Source organism: Streptomyces sp. AMJ-169 (assembly GCF_055597585.1).
The window spans coordinates 1-18,029 of the sequence record NZ_JBVLTJ010000003.1; the positions used below are offsets into that span (position 1 = coordinate 1).

Consider the following 18,029-nt stretch of genomic DNA (forward strand, 5'->3'; position numbering starts at 1 on the left):
GCCATACCCGGTGTCTCTGGGCCTCTGGACCTTACGACGGCCCGTCTAACCCACGAACAAGGTAGGACCATATGAGCTGTTGTCGCACGCCCTCTGGTGAGCCGTCCGCCGCGCCCGTACCGTGACCCCGTATTGGTTCGGGCACTTTACAAAAGGCGGTCCGCATGGCCCTGGTCGACCTGTCCCTCGATGAACTGCGCACCTACCGCAGTGCGTCCGTCGAGCCCGGGGATTTCGACGCGTTCTGGTCGAAGACGCTTCAGGAAACCCGCGCGTACGACCTGGACGCCCGCTTCGAGCCGGTCGCCACCGACCTCACCACGGTCGAGGTCTTCGACGTCACGTTCGCCGGGTTCGGCGGCCATCCGGTCAAGGGCTGGTACGTCGTACCGGCCGCCGCCTCGGAGCCGTTGCCGCTGGTCGTGGAGTTCCTCGGGTACGGCGGCGGGCGGGGGCTGGCGCACGAGCACCTGCTGTGGGCGTCGACCGGGCGGGCCTACTTCCGGATGGACACGCGGGGGCAGGGCAGCGCGTGGGGCGGCGGCGACACCCCGGACCCGGTGGGTTCGGGTCCTGCCTTCCCCGGGTTCCTGACGCGCGGGATCGAGGCGCCGGAGAACTACTACTACCGGCGGCTGATCACCGACGCGGTGCGCGCGGTGGAGGCGGCCCGCTCGCATCCGCTCAGCGACGCCTCGCGGACGCTGGTGACCGGCGGCAGCCAGGGCGGCGCGATGGCGATCTCGGTCGCGGGCCTGCTCCCCGACCTCGCGGCGGCCACCCCGGATGTCCCGTTCCTCAGCGATCTCCCGCGCGCCATCCACTTGTTGGACCGCCACCCGTACCGCGAGGTCGCGCTGTACCTGAAGACGCACCGGGGCCGGGTCGCCGACGTCCTGACCACCCTGTCGTACTTCGACGGCGTCCACTTCGCCGCCCGCGCGAACGCGCCCGCGCTGTTCTCGGTCGCCCTGGAGGACCAGACGTGCCCGCCGTCGACGGTGTTCGCGACGTACAACGCGTGGGGGCATGAGGAGAAGGGGATCGAGGTGTACGAGTTCAACGATCACGAGGGCGGCGGGGCGCATCATGATGCGGTGCGGTTGCGGTGGTTGCGTTCGCGGTTGTGATCACGTCGGGTTTTTGCGGGCCTCGATCAGCGCGGCGCGCGGGGTCCCGTCCTCCCGGTGCCCGAACCCGGGCAGGGCGCGCAGTGCCACGCGGAACCCGGCGGCCGTCAACTCCCTTTGCACATCGCCGAGTCGGAAGGCCCGGTAGTACATCACGAACGGCGGTCGCCACAGCAGGTTGCGCACCCGCATCACCGCGTCGAAGCCGGCCAGCGCCCAGTACCCGGCGGACACCGGCTTCGGCGGGGCCGCGACGGGGAGCGCGAAGGTGCCGCCGGGCCGCAGCACGGTGTGCACCTGCCGGAAGAGGCCCGGGAGTTCGGCGGGCAGGAAGTGCCCGAGCGCGCCGAAGCTGACGACGAGGTCGAATGAGCCGCCGGGGAACGGGAGTTGACGTACGTCGGCCCGTACGAGCCGGACGCCTTCCGGCACTTGCCCGCGCGCCTCCTCCAGCATGCCCGCGCTGAAGTCGACGCCGGTGACGCCGAGTTCACAGACCTCACCGAGCACACCGAGCCCGGCGCCGGTGCCGCAGCACAGGTCCAGCCCTTCGGCGTACGGCCCCGACAGCTTCAGCGCGGCGGCGGTCGCGTCGAGGATCGGGGCCGGGGTACGGAAGGGGGTGTGGTCGAACTTCGGGGCCAGCAGGTCGTATCCGTGCTCGACGGAGGACAGGGCTTGGGCCGCGAGTTCGCGGAGGGTGGGGCCTTGGGGGCTGAACATTTTGTCAGGGTAGTGGGGGGAGGGCGTAGGTGGGGGTGAGGGTGCGGGCGCGGGGCGCCAGTACAGGTACGGCTCCCGCCCGTACGCACGGTTGGTTAATTCATACGGTTGGTTAATCTGCTGACATGGGGGACGTTCTCTTCTCTGGGCACGCGCTGCCTCTTTCCCTCCTCGCGGCACTCTGCGCGCTGGCGGCGCTGCATTTCCTGGCCGTGCACCGCACCGCCGGCCCCTCTCTAGCGGCGGCGCTCGCCCTGACGCTGACCGCCGCCGGGGTCGCCGCCGCTCAGGGGGAGCCGCCGCACTATGTGACGGGCGTCGCGCTGACGGCCGGCGGCACGGTGGCCGTCGCCTGGGCGGCCGGGCGCTCCCGCCGGCGCCGCCGGGCCCGGCGCTCCGCACGGGCCGACTACGAGGCCGCCGCCACGACGGTCCCCCTGTTCGCGGCACTCGCCGAACGGGACCGGCTGGCAACGGAGTTGCACGACGTGGCCGCGCACCGGCTGACCGGCGTGGTCGTCTCCGCAGCCGCCGCACTCCGGCTCACCGACCCCACCCGCACCACCGAAGCACTCCACCACGCAGCCGAGGCGGGCCGCCAGGCGGTCCACGAACTGGAACGACTCACCGAACAGGACACGTACGCCCCCCTCCCGACCTTCACCGACCTCGACACGCTGGCCGCCGCGCACGGGGTGGACTACCGGCGGACGGTGGCCAACGCACCGGCGGGCAGCGTGGCGACGGCGTACCGGGTGACCCGGGAGGCACTCACCAACTCGGCGCGGTATGCGGGGGGTTCGGTGGTGCGGGTGCGGGTGGAGGGGGGTGGCGGGAGGGGGTTCGGCGGGGGCGCTGGGGCCGGGGGGCCGGGTGTCGGCTGGGACAGGCTCTCCGGGTGCGGCGAGGCCGCCGCTGACCGGGACACACCTTTCGGGTACGGCGAGGCGACCGCCGACCGGGAGGCACCCTTCGGGTACGGCGAGGCGACCGTCAACCGGGGCGAATCCGCTGAGGTGGCCGCAGGCCGGGACAGGGCCTCGGAGTTCGGCGGCGCAGGCAGCTTCGGCGGCGCGGGCAGCGCAGGCAGCTTCGGCGGCGCAGGCAACGCAGGCAACGCAGGCAACGCAGGCAACGCAGGCAACGCAGGCAACGCAGGCAACGCAGGCAACGCGCCCAACGGCGACCGCCTGTTCACCGTCACCATCACGGACACCGGCGGCACGCCCCGCGAGCCCGATCTCGGAACCGGCCGCGGCCTCGCGAGCCTGGCCGCCGCGGTCGCCGCCGCAGGCGGGACGTTCTCCGCCGGACCGGTGGGCCGCCCCGGCCGAGGCGGCTGGCGCGTACAAGCCGTACTCCCCGCCACCACCACACCCCCTCACCCCCGCCCCCGCCCCCCGTGGCGCGGCCCCCTCGGCCTCGACTACGCCCTGGTAGCCCTGGCCATCGCCCTCTCCCTAGGCGCGAGCCTCCTCACGACCGCCGTACCCGACTCCTTCACCGGCACACTCCCCGCCGTACCGACAGTCATACTGTCGGCCCTGCACGCCGTCCCCCTCGGCTGGCGCTCACGCACTCCCGGGCGGGCGCTCGCAGCGGTCCTGCTGGCGCTGATGCTGTGGCAGGCCTGCGACCGGATCGGCTGGACGCAGCCGCCGGTGAGCGACATCTTCCTGGTGTACGGGTGGGTCGAGCTGACGCTCGTATACAGCGCCGGGCTCCAACTACCGCCCAGGCAAAGCCTGTTCGCCGCGTCCGCCGTAGCCGCCGTGGGCGGTCTCGCGCTGGCCGGCGGCGCGGGGATCACCGGCAACCGTGCAGCGGCCTGGGCCGTCCTGGCGGGCGCACTGGCGTTGCCGGCCTTCGCCGTCCGCGCGTGGGGGCGCCGCAGCGCGCGCCGGCACGAGCGGCTGCGGGCGGCCGACAACAGGCGCCGGGCGCTGCTCGACGGGGACGCCGACGCCGCGGTACGCGAGCAGCGGCTACGGTTCGCGGCAGGGCTGCGGGGCACGGCACTGCGGCACGCGCGAGCGGTGACAGCGGCGGCGGAGGCGGGCGAGCTGAGCACCGTACGGGAGGAGGCGCGGGCTGGGCTTGGGGCGTTGCGGGAGCTGTTGGAGGGGTTGCGTGAGGGGGGCGGCGGGGAGGGGAGCGGCGGTGTATGGGTCGGCGATGCGGTGGACGGCAGTACAGCAGACGTCGATGTGGGGGACGCCGGTGCAGGGGAGCCGCCGCCCACCGTCTCGGGCATCGAGGTGCTGGCCAGCCGCTACGGAGGAACCGTGCGACACATCGGCGCGAGTCGCCCGCTGCCGGCGGTCGTGGAGGTGTTCGCGTACCGGATCGCGGCCGTACTGATGACCGTCGGGGTCGTCCTCACCGTGCGCGCGGTCCCCGACGGAGTCGAGATCTCCGGTCCCCTGCCCGAACTCCCCGCCGCACGGCGCCAGTTGCGCGCCCTCGCGGACGCCGCCGGAGGTACCCTCTCCACGACCGACCGCGGTGCGGTACGTGTGTGGCTGCCGGAGGTCTCCCCATGGCGATCAGAGTGACCGTCGCGGACGACCAGGCCGTCGTACGGGCCGGTATCGCGGCGATCCTCGACGCGGAGCCGGACCTGTGCGTCGTCGGACAGGCGGCGGACGGCGACACGGCGGTCGAACTCGCCCTGGCCGAACGGCCGGACGTCGCGCTGATGGACATCCGGATGCCGGGGATCGGGGGCCTGGCGGCGACCGCGCGGATCACCGAGCGCGGTCACGGGACCCGGGTGCTGGTGCTCACCACCTTCGGCCTCGACGAGTACCTGTTCGCCGCGCTGCGCGCCGGGGCCGCCGGTTTCCTGCTCAAGGACACCGAGCCGGAGCGGGTCGTCGACGCGGTGCGGGTGATCCACGGCGGTGCCGCCCTGCTGGACCCGACGATGACACGCACCCTGATCAACCGCTTCACCCACGCCCCCGGCCCACTGGACACGACCCGCCTGACCCGACTCACCACACGCGAGACGGAGGTCCTACGACAGGTCGCGCGTGGCCTGTCCAACGCGGAGATCGCGACAACGCTGGGACTGAGCCCGCCGACGGTGAAGGACCATGTGTCGGCGGTCCTGGGCAAGTTGGGGGTACGGGATCGGGTGCAGGCGACGATCGCGGCGTATGAGACGGGGTTGGTACGGGCGGGGGGTGGCTGACGCTCGGCGTTGGACGGGGGAGGTGCGGGCGGGACGCGGCTGACGCCTCGCCGTTGGACAGGGCTGGTATGGCCGGCGCCGCCTGACTCACGGGCCGAGCAGCGGCTACCTCCGGGCCGAACGGCTGCCGGCCTCCGCCGCAAGACAGGGCTGGTATGGCCGACGCCGCCCGACTCACGGGCCGAGCAGCGACTGCCTCCGGGCCGAACGGCTGCCGGCCTCCGCCGCAAGACAGGGCTGATATGGCCGGCGCCGCCCGACTCACGGGCCGAGCAGCGGCTACCTCCGGGCCGAACGGCTGCCGGCCTCCGCCGCGAGACAGGGCTGGTGCGGCCGAGCGCCAGTTAACCCACGGACCGGGCAACGGCTGACCCCAGACACGGACCGGACAGCGGCCAGCCCCCGCCGCGAAGGCGACGGCACCTTGCCGCAGAACGGGGTCGGCGCGGCAGGGGCGCCAGCTGCCCCACAGGCCGGACGCCGGCTGACCCCGGACCGGACGACGGCTGACCTCAGCTGCGAAGGCGACCAGCCCCTCGCGCGCGAGACGGGGTTGATACGGCGCGTGCGCCAGCTGCCCCACGCGCCAGACAGCAGCTGCCCCCGCCGCAAGAGCAACCAACCCCCCGCCCCAGCACAAGGCTGATACGGCCAGACACCACCAACCCACCCCGCCGCAAGACGGATACGCACCCCGCCACAAGGCGCCCCCACCCCACCCCCCAGCCCATCCCCGAGCTGGACGAACTCCCCGCACCCCATTCCTAGCCTCGTACCTATGCCACCCACACTCCCCCGACGCATAGCCGCCGGCACCCTCCTGTTCCTGACCCTCCCCCTGACCCCGACCGCAGCGACGGCAGCCTTCCTCACCGCAGCCCTAGCCACCCCAGCCATCCCCCTCCTAGCCCTCACCGGACTGACCGCCGCCGCACTGACCGCCGCCCTCCTCGGCCGGACGGCATTCACGCTGCTAGCCCTACGGCACCGAACCCGGTCAGCCACCCTCCTAGCGACCGCCCTCACCGCCGCGGTAGCCGTACTGGCCGCCCTCACGGCCTTCCACCCCATGCCCACCACCCCAGCCGCCCCCACCCCACCCGGCGTCAACTTCTGGAACCTGCCGACCGGTTCACGCATCGCCTACGTCCACGCCCCCGCCGCGGGCAAACCCAGACCAACCCCGGTGGTCTTCCTGCACGGCGGCCCCGGCACACCCGCCGAGGGCATCCCGACCGGCGGCCGCACACTCGCGGCGGACGGCTTCGACGTCTACTCCTACGACCAGCTAGGCGCAGGCCGCTCCACAAGGCTGCGGGACATCACCGGCTACACCGTCGCCCGCCAGGTCGCCGACCTGGAGGCGATCCGACGCACACTCGGCGCCGACCGGATCATCCTGATCGGCCAGTCATGGGGAGGATCGCTGGCCGCCCAGTACCTGGCGGCCCACGGCAAACACGTGGCCAAGGCCGTGTTCACCTCGCCGGGCGCACTATGGGGCCACGAGTACCCGGGCAACTCGGCCGGCGAACCATGGACCCGACTCACTCCCGCAGAGAAAACCCACCTGGACCGCCTGAACAACACCCCCCGCCTGCTGGCGGCACTCCTGCTCCTCCAGATCAACCCCCAAGCCGCACACGCACTGGTAGGGGACAACGAGGTAGACCACTGGCTGCACGAGGTCGCCCTACAAGGCAAGAACAGCACCTCCTGCACAGGCGCCCCACCGACCACCCCCCACAACAACCCCCAAGGCTTCTACAGCAACCAACTGACCGTAAAAGACTTCGAACACACCCCCGACCCCCGCCCAACCCTCCGCGCCCTGCAAACCCCCTCCCTGATCCTGCGCGGAGAATGCGACTTCATAAAACCCACCGTAACCGCCGAATACCACCAGACCCTCCCCAACTCAACCTTGATAACCATCAAGGGAGCAGGCCACTCCATCTCAGCCGGCCAGCCACAGCGCTATACGGAACTGCTGCAAGCGTTCCTGCTGGGGGAACCGCTGCCGGTGGAGGCAGCCTCTAGCCGACGGTAAGCATCAGCGCACCGACATAAGTGGCCCCAGGCTTCAGCTCCGTCGGAACTCCATCGACCGTCGCAGTAAGGATCCTGCCGCGCGGCGCCCGTACGGCCGCGTCGGCGGCGAGGGTCAGTGAGGTGAGGTACGACGTACCGGTGACCGTCCAGACGGAACCGGCGCCAAGAGTGACGATGACCCCGTTGTTCACGGCCGGGCCAACTGTGTTGGTGACGATGCCGAGTTCACGGAAATTGGACGCGTCGATCGACGGGACCCGATGCCGGGCGGCGGACGCGGAGATGACGCCCTCGACGGTGCTGCCCTCGAAGGAGAGGACCATGTTCTTGCCTTGCCGCATACCGTTGTAGAAGTCCCCCGCGAGCCGGATCGAGGTGAACTCTGCGACCCCGTCGGCGGGTTGGGCGCGCGTCGGATCGAACCGGGTGTCTTTGACCGGCACCCCGGAAGGCTCCGTATAGACCCCGACGTTCAGCATCCTCCCCCCGACGTCCACCGCCCCCGGATCGTCCAGCTCGATCATCTGGACGATGACCCCGTCCCTCGGCTCCAGCCGCACCCCCCGCGACCCGTCGACGTAAATCGCCGTCTGCTGCCCCTTGTTGAGAAAGGTGGCCCGCTCTGAGCGGACAACTGTCCCCCCATCCAGGGTGAGTTGACCGGCTCCGAAGAACATGAACCCGAACCGCCCCGAGTCAACAGTGCTACTGCGCACCGGAATCGCCGCCAACTCCCCTAGCGTCAGCCCAAGTTCCAGCTCCTCATCAAGCGCGGCAACCACCTCCCGCGTACTGTCCCCGTAATGCACGACCGCCCCAGGCCCGGCGATGACCGTCGCATAACTCCCCACATCGAGACGCGACCCGAGCACACGTACGACGACGTCCCCGATCGCGTACGTCCCATAGCCGCACTCCCCGGTGTTCCCGATACGACTGTTGACCGCCGTCAGCTTGAGCCCACTACCACCCTCGACCGACAAGGCACCCCAAGTCTCGGAGAAAACAGTCGAGTTGAGGTAGGTAGCGCAGGTCCCCTCGCCGAGAAGGTTGGTCGCGCGGACGTTCCCGTCAAGGCCCAGCATCCAGGGGACGGACTGCATGTACGGTGTCTCGACGGTAGCCCGATAGTCGTCCGGCAGCCGCCCGTCACGGGTGCTGACCGTGGAGTTCTTGACGACGACGTTAGCCCCGCCGCCCGCGACGACCCCGGTACGAACCACACCCCGGGTGAAGATCCGCGCCCCGTCCAGCACAAGCCTCGTCCCGGCCCCATCCCCGACGACAGCGGCACCGTACCCGGCGAAGTCACAACGCCCGTTGCCGGTAAGGGAGATGAGGGAGTCGCGCAAGGTGTACACGGCGTCCTGGACGTACACGCCGTCGAAGCACTCACCGGTCGAGACGATCCCGATGCCTTCGGCGCCGGTACGGGCAAGTCTCCCGCCACGCACAGCTGCCGGCACTGACTTCTCCGGCACGACCCCGGCGGAACCGACGTACAGCGCCTGGCGAAAGGGAAAGGTGAGCGCCCCGTGGCTGACCGGGGTGGCCAGGGCGACCGTAAGAACGATGTCGCCCCGATAACTGCCGGGCCGGATCAGCGTACCCGTGCCACCGGTCACCGCCAGCGCCTGACCAGTCTCGACGCCGTCCACGGTGAGGGTGAGGCTGTACCCCTCGGGGGCGACGAGTACGCCACCGTCGGCGATGTTCAGCTCGCCCACCCGGACCGTCGCGGCCAGTTCGTACGTCTGCCCGGCGGCGACAGCCAGCCTGCGCGTGGAGGCGGCGCGCGCGGGGGCCGCCGGCAGCAGGAGGGCGGCGGCGAGAAACGAACGGCGGGCGAGAAGGAACATGGCGGGCCTTTCGGATCGGGAACGGACGGCACTTTCTCAACAGACGGCACCCTTAGGACAGATGACACACTGCCGAACAGACGGCGCCCTCAGGCCAGTTCACGCCCTCCGAACCGATCGACACCCTCTGCACAGGCAGCACCCTTTGATCACTTTGCACCCTTTGATCAGACGGCGCCTGCCGAACAGACGGCACCCTCTGGACGGGCGGGGTCTGCCGAGCTGCACGTGCCCAAGTCCGGTACGACCAGGCCGACATGGCGCAGATGAGTGATCACGCGCAGTTGCTCACCGGGGAGCCGACAAGGAAGAGGTCGCCGGGGCGCAGGGCTGTGGTCACGGATGGTGAGGTCGCCGCAGATCACACAGGCGGCGACATGCCCGTGGACATCCTCGGACGCGATATCCCGCCCGAGTACCCCGTCGGCCACTCAGCGCACGGCGAGGCGAAGACGATCACCAACGCGCTGGACTCACACGCCTATCAGCAGCACATCGGCAGGGGGCCCAGCCGCGTCCAGCGAGGCAAGCAGGCCGCTGATGTCCCGAGGCGAGAAGACATCGTCCCCGTCATACGCGGTGATCTCATCGACATGCCACCACTTGAAAGCACTGATGTTCTCCGCCGCCAACTCGGCCTCGGAAAGAGTGCCTTGAGGGGTGAAGCGGTCGGTGCGGACCAGAAAGTAGTCGTTGACGACACCGTCGTACCCTTGGGCGAAGTCGGGCGAGACGACCTCCTGATGCCACACGCGCGGCGGATCGGTGTCGAGGCGGTACCCGACCTCTTCCGCCAACTCCCTTCGCAGCGCACCCAAAAGCGTCTCCGACTCCTCGACGCCACCACCGGGAGCCGCCCACACACCCGCCCCCGGCGGCGTCTTGAGCGGAAAGCGGCAGAGGAGGACACGATCGTCCTCGGTAAGGAGGATCGCTCGGACCGAATGTCGCAGACGCATACGGTCACTTTAACTTTCGATCACCTCACACCACGCCTCCTCAGCCCGCCGCAGGCTCCACCACCGATGACGACGAGCCCAAGGCTCTGCCCGCACACATCCCCCACTCACCGCACCAACCGTGCTACAGTAGCTTCAGCACTCGTGTACGTCCCGTCGCGGACGCCGGTGCCAATCCTCTTCTCTCTCCCTCGTGACCTGCGGATTCGCTGCGCCCGAGGAGTTCTTCGCCGCCGGGAGCGCATACGGCCTCCCTCCGTCGCGGCTTCCCCCCTTCCCATGACTTTTCCCTGTCCGTCCGCGAAAGGACCGACCACCATGACCACCACTCTCGAACACCCCCCGCTCCGCCAGGAGCCCGCGCCCCGACTCGTCACCGGTGTCCTCGACATCGACGGCGGGAAAGGCTTCCTGCGCGGCCCCGGCCTGCTCCCCGAGCCCGACGACGCCCAGGTCCCGGCGGCGCTGATCCGCCGGTACGGCCTGCGCAAGGGCGACCGCGTCAGCGGCCTGCGCGACCGGCGCGCGATGACCGAGGTCACGCTCGTCGAGGAGCACCCGGCCGAAGAACCGCGCGGACGGCGCACGTTCGCCGATCTGACGCCGCTGCACCCGCACGAGCGGCTGCGCCTCGAACACCCCGCCTCCGGGCTCGCGGGCCGGATCGCCGACCTGTTCACGCCCGTCGGCAAGGGCCAGCGCGGGCTGCTGGTCGCGCCGCCGAAGACCGGCAAGACGGTGCTGCTCCAGCAGCTCGCGGCGGCCGTCGCCGGCAATCACCCCGAGTGCCGCCTGATGGTCGTCCTCCTCGACGAACGTCCCGAGGAGGTCACCGACATGCGCCGTTCGGTGCGCGGCGAGGTGTACGCCTCGACGTTCGACCGGTCGGCGAAGCAGCACGTCGCGCTCGCCGAGCTCGTCGTCGAGCGGGCCAAGCGGCTCGTCGAGGCCGGCGAGGACGTCGTGATCCTGCTCGACTCGCTGACCCGGCTGTGCCGGGCCCACAACAACGCGGCGCCCGGCAGCGGGCGCACCCTGAGCGGCGGTGTCGACGCGGCCTCGCTGCTCGGCCCGAAGCGGTTCTTCGGGGCCGCGCGGGCCATCGAGGAGGGCGGTTCGCTGACCATCCTGGCGACCGCGCTCGTCGAGACCGGCTCGCGGGCCGACGACTTCTTCTTCGAGGAGCTGAAGGGCACCGGCAACATGGAGCTGCGCCTGGACCGCGAGGCGGCGACGCGGCGCCTCTTCCCCGCCGTCGACCTCACCACCTCCGGCACCCGCCGCGAGGAACTCCTTCTCACCCCGGCCGAGTTGACGACCGCGCACGGCCTGCGCCGGGTCCTGGCCGGCCGCGACGCGCACACCGGCCTGGAGACCCTGCTCGGCCGACTGCGCGAGAGCCGCAACAACGCGGGGTTCCTGCGGAGCGTACGGCCTACGTTGCCGGCGGGGGCCTGAGAGCGGCCTGTACGAGGGCGTACGCGCGCGGGGCACCCTGCTCTGCTGGGGAACAGCACGCGTACGGCATCCGAGTGCACGCGTCCCGCGATCGGCACCGGCAGCGCGCTGATCAGGGTGATCGTTTCTACGTTGACCATATGACGATCGGATTCTCCTCCCGGGCCGTTGTGTCGGCCTGCGCGTTCTGTGTGGCGGGCACCCTGGCCGGCGGCCTGGCCCTGGGGCCGACGGCGAGCGCCGACACGGCGATGGGGGCGCCCGGCGCGGCAGGAACACCAGGCGCCGCGCAACCACCCTCGACAGCCGCCCCGGGAGGCCCGAGAGCAGCCCCGATCCCCTCCCCCGCCCTCCTGAACCGCCCCGGCGTCCAGGTGCGCCCGCGCCCCGGCGCGCCGGCCGTGCCGGACGTCTCGGCGCTGTCCTGGGTCGTCGCCGACGCCGGTTCGGGCGCGGTCCTCGCCGCGTCGGACGCCCACCGCAAGCTGCCCCCGGCGAGCACCCTGAAGACGCTGTTCGCGCTGACCGTGCTGCCGGTACTGCCGGCCGGCATCAAGCACGAGGTGACCGAGCGCGAGCTGGAGGACATCGGCCCCGGCAGCAGCCTGGTCGGGGTCGCCGAGGGCCGTACGTACACGGTCGCCGACCTGTGGCGGGGCGTGTTCCTGAACTCCGGGAACGACGCCGTGCACGTCCTGGCGGCCCTCAACGGCGGCTGGGAGGCGACAGCCCGCCAGATGCGCGCCAAGGCCCGCTCCCTGGGCGCCCTGGACACCCATGTGGAGTCCCCGGACGGGTACGACGCCCCGGGCCAGGTCTCCTCCGCCTACGACCTCGCCGTGTTCGGCCGGGCGGGGCTGCGCAACGCGGACTTCGCGCGGTACTGCGGCACCGCCGAGGCGCGTTTCCCCGGGGGCGAGGGGTGGTCGTACGGGATCGAGAACACCAACCGGCTGCTGACCGGGCACGACGGGGTGGCGGCGTATCCGGGGCTCGTGGGGGTGAAGAACGGTTACACCACCAATGCCGGGAACACGCTGGTCGCCGCCGCGCGGCGGGACGGGCGGACGCTGGTGGTGACGGTGATGAACCCGCAGGCGGGCGGCGGCTTCGCGGTCTACGAAGAGGCGCGGGACCTGCTGGACTGGGGGTTCGAGGCGGCCGGGCGGGTGGATCCGGTGGGCTCGCTGGACGCGCTGCGCTCCCGGCCGCGCCCGGGGCCCGACGAGCCCGGCGGGGCCGGCGTGCGGCCGGTGGCGGCGGGCACGGCGGCCGGGGGCGACGACGGCGCCGGCTGGTCGGAGGCGGCGGCGATCGCGGGCGCGGCGGTACTGGGCGCGGCCGGGGCGTCGGTGGCGCTGCGTTCGGCCAGGCGGCGCTGACCGGTGGGCAGCCACAGCAGCAGCCCCAGGGTGATCCACACGTAGGTGTTGCTGCCGAGGAAGCCGCCCACCCCTGAGGCGTCGTGGAACCAGATCCACACCACGCTGGTGCACATCACGGCGTACGCGGCGGCGGCCACGCGCGCGTGGCCCGCGCGCACGAGGGCGGCGAACGCGGGCAGCGTCCATACGAGGTGGTGCACCCAGGTGACCGGGCTGACCAGGCAGGCCGTCAGCCCGGTGAGCGCGAAGGCGGTCGCCCAGTCGCCCGCGCGGCGCACCCGCCACGCCCAGACGGCGAGGACCACCAGGACAGCGAGCGCCCATACGGCCTTGCTGTCGACGCCCAGGCGGGCGAGGACGCCTTGGAGGGACTGGTTGGAGACGTAGGAGAGGCGCCCCACGCGCGTGGTGTCCCACATCGCGTCGGTCCAGTAGAAGCGGGAGGCGTCCGGGGCGATCAGCGCGGCGAGGCCGGTCGCGGCGGCGGCCACAGCGGTCGCGGTCGCGGCGGCGCGCCAACGGCGGGTGATCAGCAGCAGGCCGATGAAGAGGGCGGGCGTCAGCTTGATCGCGGCGGCGAGCCCGATGCCGATACCGGTCCACTTGTCATGGCGGGTCGTCAACAGTTGAGCGTCTATCAACACAAGCGCCAGCAGCAGGACGTTGACCTGGCCGAAGCTGAAGGTGTCGCGCAGCGGCTCGAACAGTGTGAGGACGCACAGGGCGAGGCCGACGCCGTACCAGCCGTGGCGGCGCCAGCCGGGTCCGGTCAGGAGGCGCAGGACCAGGGCGAGGGCGGCCAGGTTGAGCAGCAGGGCCGCCGCGATCGCCGTGTGGAGGCCGAGGAGCGCCATGGGGAGCATGGCGACGGCCGCGAACGGCGGGTAGGTGAAGCCGTAGGGCGTGCCGGGGACCCGGTAGTCGTAGACGCGTCCGCCGTGGTGGGCCCAGCTGTCGATCGTGCCCCAGTAGACCCTGAGGTCGAACCAGTCCCGCAGCAGCGGCACGGTCGCGGTGAACGCGGTGACGGCGGCGGCGAGGGCCAGGAGGAGGGCGAGCCGGCCGCGGTCGGTGGCGGGGGGTCTCATACGCGGGTCCTCGGGGGCGTGGGGACAGGGCGGCTCATGCGGGCAGGCCGGGCGCGCGGGTGGCGAGGTGGGCCTGCCAGAGGACGACGGCCGCGAGGAGGCCGCCGGAGACGGCGAGCAGCAGCTGGCCGGCGTCGGCCGGGCCGCCGTCGGGCAGCACGGCGAGGGCGAGCACCCCGGCCACCCCGACGGCGCTGCGGCGCCGTATCGACGTGTCGGGGGCCGCGGCGGCGATCAGGAAGAGCCCCCACAGGGCGTACCAGGGGCGGATCGCGGGCCCGAAGGCGGCGACGGCGGCGAGGCTCAGGCCCAGCGCGTAGACGGGCCGGGGGCGCAGCCGCCACCAGATGACGGCCACGAGGGCGGCGGTGACCACGAGGCCGACGGCGTGCCAGGCGGGTACGGCGAGGGGGGCGAGGGCGCTGTCGTGGCGCTCCAGGAAGGCTTCGGTGGCGCGGCCCAGGAGGCTGGTCAGGGCCCAGTTCTGCGGGGACACGGGGGTTTTGAGGGCGCCGATCCAGCCGTAGCCGGTGCCGGTCGCGGCGGTGACGGCGACCGTGGTGGCCGCCGCGACCGTGAACGTCTTCAGGGCGGCTCTCAGCGGGCTGTGCTGGAGCAGGACGACCGCGACGAGGCCGAGGGCCGCCGGGGCCTTCACGAGGGCCGCCAGGGTCACCAGGACGGCTCCCAGCGCGAACCGTCCGCCCAGCGCGGCGACGAGTCCGATGCCGAGCAGCCCCAGCATGATCGCGTCGTTGTGGGCGCCCGCGACGAGGTGCAGCAGGACCAGCGGGTTGAGGGCCCCGAGCCACAGCGCGACGGCCGGATCGGCGCCGCAGTGGCGGGCCAGCCGGGGCAGCGCGGCGGCCATGAGCGCGACTCCGAGGACGGCGACCAGCCGCATCCCGTACAGCCCGGCGGGCAGTTCCCCCCGGGTGAGCCGGGCGAGCACCCCGGCGAGTCCCATGAACGCCGGTCCGTACGGCGCGCCCGTGTGCTGCCACAGGGGCGCGACCTCGCCGGCGAGCGGGCCGCCGAGGCTCGCGGGGCCGTAGCTGTAGACGTCGATGTGGGCGTCGACCATCGCCCCTTGCGCGAGGTAGCTGTAGACGTCCCGGCTGAACAGGGGCGGCGCGATCAGCAGGGGCGCGGCCCAGACGGCGAGCATGAGGACCAGCGCGCGCGTGGAGGGCGGTTTTCCGCCGCGTACCTTGCGGCCGAGGAGCACCCAGGCCGCGGTGAGCAGGACGAGCCCGAAGTAGACGCCGACGAGTCCGAGCACCGCGTGCGGTGAGGAGGGCGCCAGCAGTTCCCGCGCGGGCAGTGCGCCGGCGGTCTCACCGCCCAGCGCCAGGCAGGAGGTGCCGGCCAGCCCGAGCACCTGGCAGCGGCGGAGAGCGACAGGAAAAGCCTTGGCCAGCACTCCTCCACCCTGCCGACACCGGGTGTCCGCGAGGCGACGTCCCGTCTGCCGGAGGGTGTTCGGTACGTGACTGCCGCGTGCCCGCGCGGATTGGCGCGGATGTCGGCTCACGTACGCGCGCAGGGGGGCCTCAGGCGCGTACGGCTCCCCCTGCGCGGGTGTCTCACGCGAGCGGCGAGACGCTTCCCGCCACGGCTTCCGGGCGGAGCAGGTCCGCCAGGGTCTCGGCCGGCAGGAGGCCCTTCTCCAGGACCAGTTCGGCGACGCCGCGGCCGGTGCGGAGGGCTTCCTTGGCGATGTCGGTGGCGGCCTCGTAGCCGATGTGGGGGTTGAGGGCGGTCACCAGGCCGATGGAGTTCTCCACACTGGCGCGCAGGCGTTCGGTGTTGGCGGTGATGCCGTTGACGCAGCGCTCGGCCAGGGTGAGGCAGGCCGCCCGGAGGTGGGTGATCGACTCGGACAGCGAGTGGAGGATGATCGGCTCGAAGGCGTTCAGCTGGAGCTGGCCCGCCTCGGCGGCCATCGTGATGGTGACGTCGTTGCCGATGACCTCGAAGGCGACCTGGTTGACGACCTCGGGGATGACCGGGTTGACCTTGCCCGGCATGATCGAGGAACCCGCCTGGACGGGGGGCAGGTTGATCTCGCCGAAGCCGGCCCGGGGGCCCGAGGACAGCAGGCGCAGGTCGTTGCAGCTCTTGGAGAGCTTGACCGCGATGCGCTTGAGGACGCCGGACATCTGGACGAAGGCGCCGCAGTCCTGGGTGGCCTCGACCAGGTTGACGGCCGTCACCAGGGGGAGGCCGGTGATGTCGGCGAGGTGGCGGCGGGCGGCTTCCGCGTAGCCGGCGGGGGCGTTGAGCGCGGTGCCGATGGCCGTGGCGCCCAGGTTGATCTCATGGATCAACTGGACGGCCTCGTCAAGACGGTTGCGGTCCTCGTCAATCATGACGGCATAAGCCGAGAACTCTTGACCGAGCGTCATGGGGACCGCGTCCTGCAACTGTGTACGGCCCATCTTGAGGACGTCACGGAACTCGACGGCCTTGCGGGCGAAGGAGTCCTGGAGGACGGCCATCGCCTTGAGGAGGCCGCGCACCGCGAAGACCGTCGCTATCTTGACGGCCGTCGGGTAGACGTCGTTGGTGGACTGGCCGAGGTTGACGTCCTCGTTGGGGTGCAGGTGGTGGTACTCCCCCTTGCCGTGCCCCAGCAGTTCCAGCGCCCGGTTGGCGATGACCTCGTTGGCGTTCATGTTGGTGGAGGTGCCGGCGCCGCCCTGGACGACGTCGACGACGAACTGGTCGTGCAGCTCGCCCGCGCGGATCTCACGGCAGGCGGCGACGATCGCGGCGGCCTTCTCGGGGGCCAGCAGGCCGAGTTCCTCGTTGGCGAGGGCGGCGGCCTCCTTGACGGCGGCCAGGGCGTCGATCAGGTGCGGGTAGGCGGAGATCGCGGTGCCGGTGATGGGGAAGTTCTCCGTGGCGCGCAGGGTGTGCACGCCCCAGTAGGCGTCGGCGGGGATGTCGCGGTCGCCGAGGAGGTCGTGTTCGCTGCGGGTGACGGCGGTCATGGGGAGGGGTTTCCTCTTTCGCAAGGGGTGAGGGTTTCTTCAGGACGCCGGCGGCGCGCCTCAGGGCACGAGGTGCGGCGGGGCCGGGCGTCCTTGAAGGGTTCGGGGGCGCCGCGCGCACACTCGCGGCGCCCCCGTTTCGGGATCCGGCGTGCGCTCAGGCGCACGCCGGGAGGGTCACCGGGTCCAGCGCGCGCACCGCGCGGACCGCGCCCACCGGACGGCCACCGCCCAGGAGTTGCTCGCCGGCGAACGCGGCGAGCGTCTTAGGGTCGACGCCCGCGCGGGCGAGCGCCGCCGCCGCGACCGGTATGCGCGCGCGGTCGGCGCCGTCGGAGATCTTGACGGCGACGGCCCGCCCGTCGGGCAGGGAGGCGACCTCGACGCCTTCGAAGCCGTCCTTGGCGAGCAGTCCGGGCACGGCCCGCATCAGCGCGGCCACGTCGCGGTCGGCGCCGGAGGCCATCTCCACGTGGTCGCGCATGGCGTCGGCGACCTTGGCCTCGGGGGTGCCCGGCGCCGCCGCGGTGATGCGGGCGGCGGCGCGGGCGAGGCCATGCAGGGAGACGGAGAACAGGGGCGCGCCGCACCCGTCGACGGTGACCTTGGCGATCCGCTGCCCGGTGAGGTCCTCGACGATCTCGGCGATCGCCTGCTGGAGCGGGTGCGCGGGGTCGAGGTAGCCGTCGAGGTCCCAGCCGTTGAGCTTGCAGGTGTAGAGCATGGCCGCGTGCTTGCCGGAGCAGTTCTGCGCCGGCCGGGAGGGCGCGCGGCCCTCCCTGATCCACTCCTCGCGCTGCGCGGCACCGTAGGGCAGGTCCTCGACGTTGCGCAGGTCGTCCTCGGTGGCGCCGGCCAGTTCCAGGATGCGCCGGGTGCCGGCGAGGTGGCGTTCCTCGCCGGAGTGGCTGGCGGCGGCGAGCGAGAGGAGCTCGCCCTCCAGCGGGAGTCCGGCGCGGACCATGGCGACGGCCTGGACGGGCTTGAGGGCCGAGCGGGGGTAGAACGCGGCCTCGATGTCGCCGAGTTGCAGGGTGACGTCGCCGTTCTCGTCGAGGACGACGACGGAGCCGTAGTGCACGCCCTCCGTGACCCCGCCGCGCACCAGGTGGGCGACGGGGGCGTGGAGGGGCTCTCGGATGAGGGGGGCGTCCGTGGGCGGAATGCTGTACATCACTGCCTG

General features: G+C 72.0%; 12 protein-coding genes and 1 pseudogene. 6 read left to right on the forward strand and 7 right to left on the reverse strand.

The window, feature by feature from the left end; translation table 11 throughout:
- The first annotated feature begins 164 nt into the window (after positions 1–164).
- Complete coding sequence (locus ACYUD3_RS08360) at positions 165–1,130, forward strand: acetylxylan esterase (protein WP_470966100.1); 966 nt, start codon at positions 165–167, stop codon at positions 1,128–1,130.
- Here the strand turns inward: ACYUD3_RS08360 and ACYUD3_RS08365 are convergent, their stop codons facing one another.
- On the reverse strand, positions 1,131–1,853 hold the full coding sequence (locus ACYUD3_RS08365; RefSeq protein ID WP_470966103.1) for a class I SAM-dependent methyltransferase: 723 nt from the start codon (positions 1,851–1,853) through the stop codon (positions 1,131–1,133).
- Positions 1,854–1,978: 125 nt separating this feature from the next.
- On the opposite strand from ACYUD3_RS08365, the gene ACYUD3_RS08370 reads away from it, so the two are divergent.
- The 3 genes from ACYUD3_RS08370 (at position 1,979) to ACYUD3_RS08380 (ending at position 7,099) form a co-directional block, all read left to right on the forward strand.
- Positions 1,979–4,408 (forward strand): sensor histidine kinase, encoded by a 2,430-nt coding sequence (locus ACYUD3_RS08370; RefSeq protein WP_470966105.1) that lies wholly within the window; start codon positions 1,979–1,981, stop codon positions 4,406–4,408.
- Positions 4,393–5,049, forward strand: a complete 657-nt coding sequence (locus ACYUD3_RS08375) for a response regulator (protein ID WP_470966108.1) — start codon at positions 4,393–4,395, stop codon at positions 5,047–5,049. The genes ACYUD3_RS08370 and ACYUD3_RS08375 overlap by 16 nt, the downstream gene beginning before the upstream one ends.
- Before the next feature lie 778 nt (positions 5,050–5,827).
- Positions 5,828–7,099 (forward strand): alpha/beta fold hydrolase, encoded by a 1,272-nt coding sequence (locus tag ACYUD3_RS08380; protein ID WP_470966110.1) that lies wholly within the window; start codon positions 5,828–5,830, stop codon positions 7,097–7,099.
- Here the strand turns inward: ACYUD3_RS08380 and ACYUD3_RS08385 are convergent.
- Together ACYUD3_RS08385 and ACYUD3_RS08390 are read right to left on the reverse strand one after the other, a co-directional pair.
- Entirely contained in the window at positions 7,086–8,960 is a 1,875-nt protein-coding gene (locus ACYUD3_RS08385) for a hypothetical protein (RefSeq protein WP_470966112.1), read from the reverse strand. The two genes, ACYUD3_RS08380 and ACYUD3_RS08385, sit on opposite strands and share 14 nt — an antisense overlap.
- A 473-nt stretch (positions 8,961–9,433) precedes the next feature.
- Complete coding sequence (locus tag ACYUD3_RS08390) at positions 9,434–9,919, reverse strand: NUDIX hydrolase (RefSeq protein WP_470966115.1); 486 nt, start codon at positions 9,917–9,919, stop codon at positions 9,434–9,436.
- A 318-nt stretch (positions 9,920–10,237) separates the two neighbouring features.
- Between ACYUD3_RS08390 and rho the strand changes: the two genes are divergently transcribed.
- Both rho and ACYUD3_RS08400 read left to right on the forward strand, forming a co-directional pair.
- Positions 10,238–11,377: a transcription termination factor Rho gene (rho, locus tag ACYUD3_RS08395; protein WP_470966117.1), complete on the forward strand. Its 1,140-nt coding sequence runs from the start codon at positions 10,238–10,240 to the stop codon at positions 11,375–11,377.
- Positions 11,378–11,628: 251 nt separating this feature from the next.
- A pseudogene (locus tag ACYUD3_RS08400) lies at positions 11,629–12,411 on the forward strand (D-alanyl-D-alanine carboxypeptidase family protein); the annotation flags it as partial.
- 83 nt (positions 12,412–12,494) lie between these two features.
- Here the strand turns inward: ACYUD3_RS08400 and ACYUD3_RS08405 are convergent.
- From ACYUD3_RS08405 to ACYUD3_RS08420, 4 genes are all read right to left on the reverse strand, one after another.
- Complete coding sequence (locus ACYUD3_RS08405) at positions 12,495–13,850, reverse strand: glycosyltransferase 87 family protein (RefSeq protein WP_470966121.1); 1,356 nt, start codon at positions 13,848–13,850, stop codon at positions 12,495–12,497.
- Positions 13,851–13,884: 34 nt separating this feature from the next.
- The gene (mptB, locus tag ACYUD3_RS08410) at positions 13,885–15,273 is read right to left on the reverse strand and encodes a polyprenol phosphomannose-dependent alpha 1,6 mannosyltransferase MptB (protein WP_470966123.1); all 1,389 of its coding nucleotides are present in this window, start codon (positions 15,271–15,273) and stop codon (positions 13,885–13,887) included.
- Positions 15,274–15,436: 163 nt separating this feature from the next.
- Positions 15,437–16,846 (reverse strand): aspartate ammonia-lyase, encoded by a 1,410-nt coding sequence (gene aspA, locus ACYUD3_RS08415; protein WP_470966126.1) that lies wholly within the window; start codon positions 16,844–16,846, stop codon positions 15,437–15,439.
- Positions 16,847–17,003: 157 nt separating this feature from the next.
- Positions 17,004–18,020, reverse strand: coding sequence for an asparaginase (locus ACYUD3_RS08420; RefSeq protein WP_470966128.1), 1,017 nt, complete (start codon positions 18,018–18,020; stop codon positions 17,004–17,006).
- Positions 18,021–18,029: the final 9 nt, after the last annotated feature.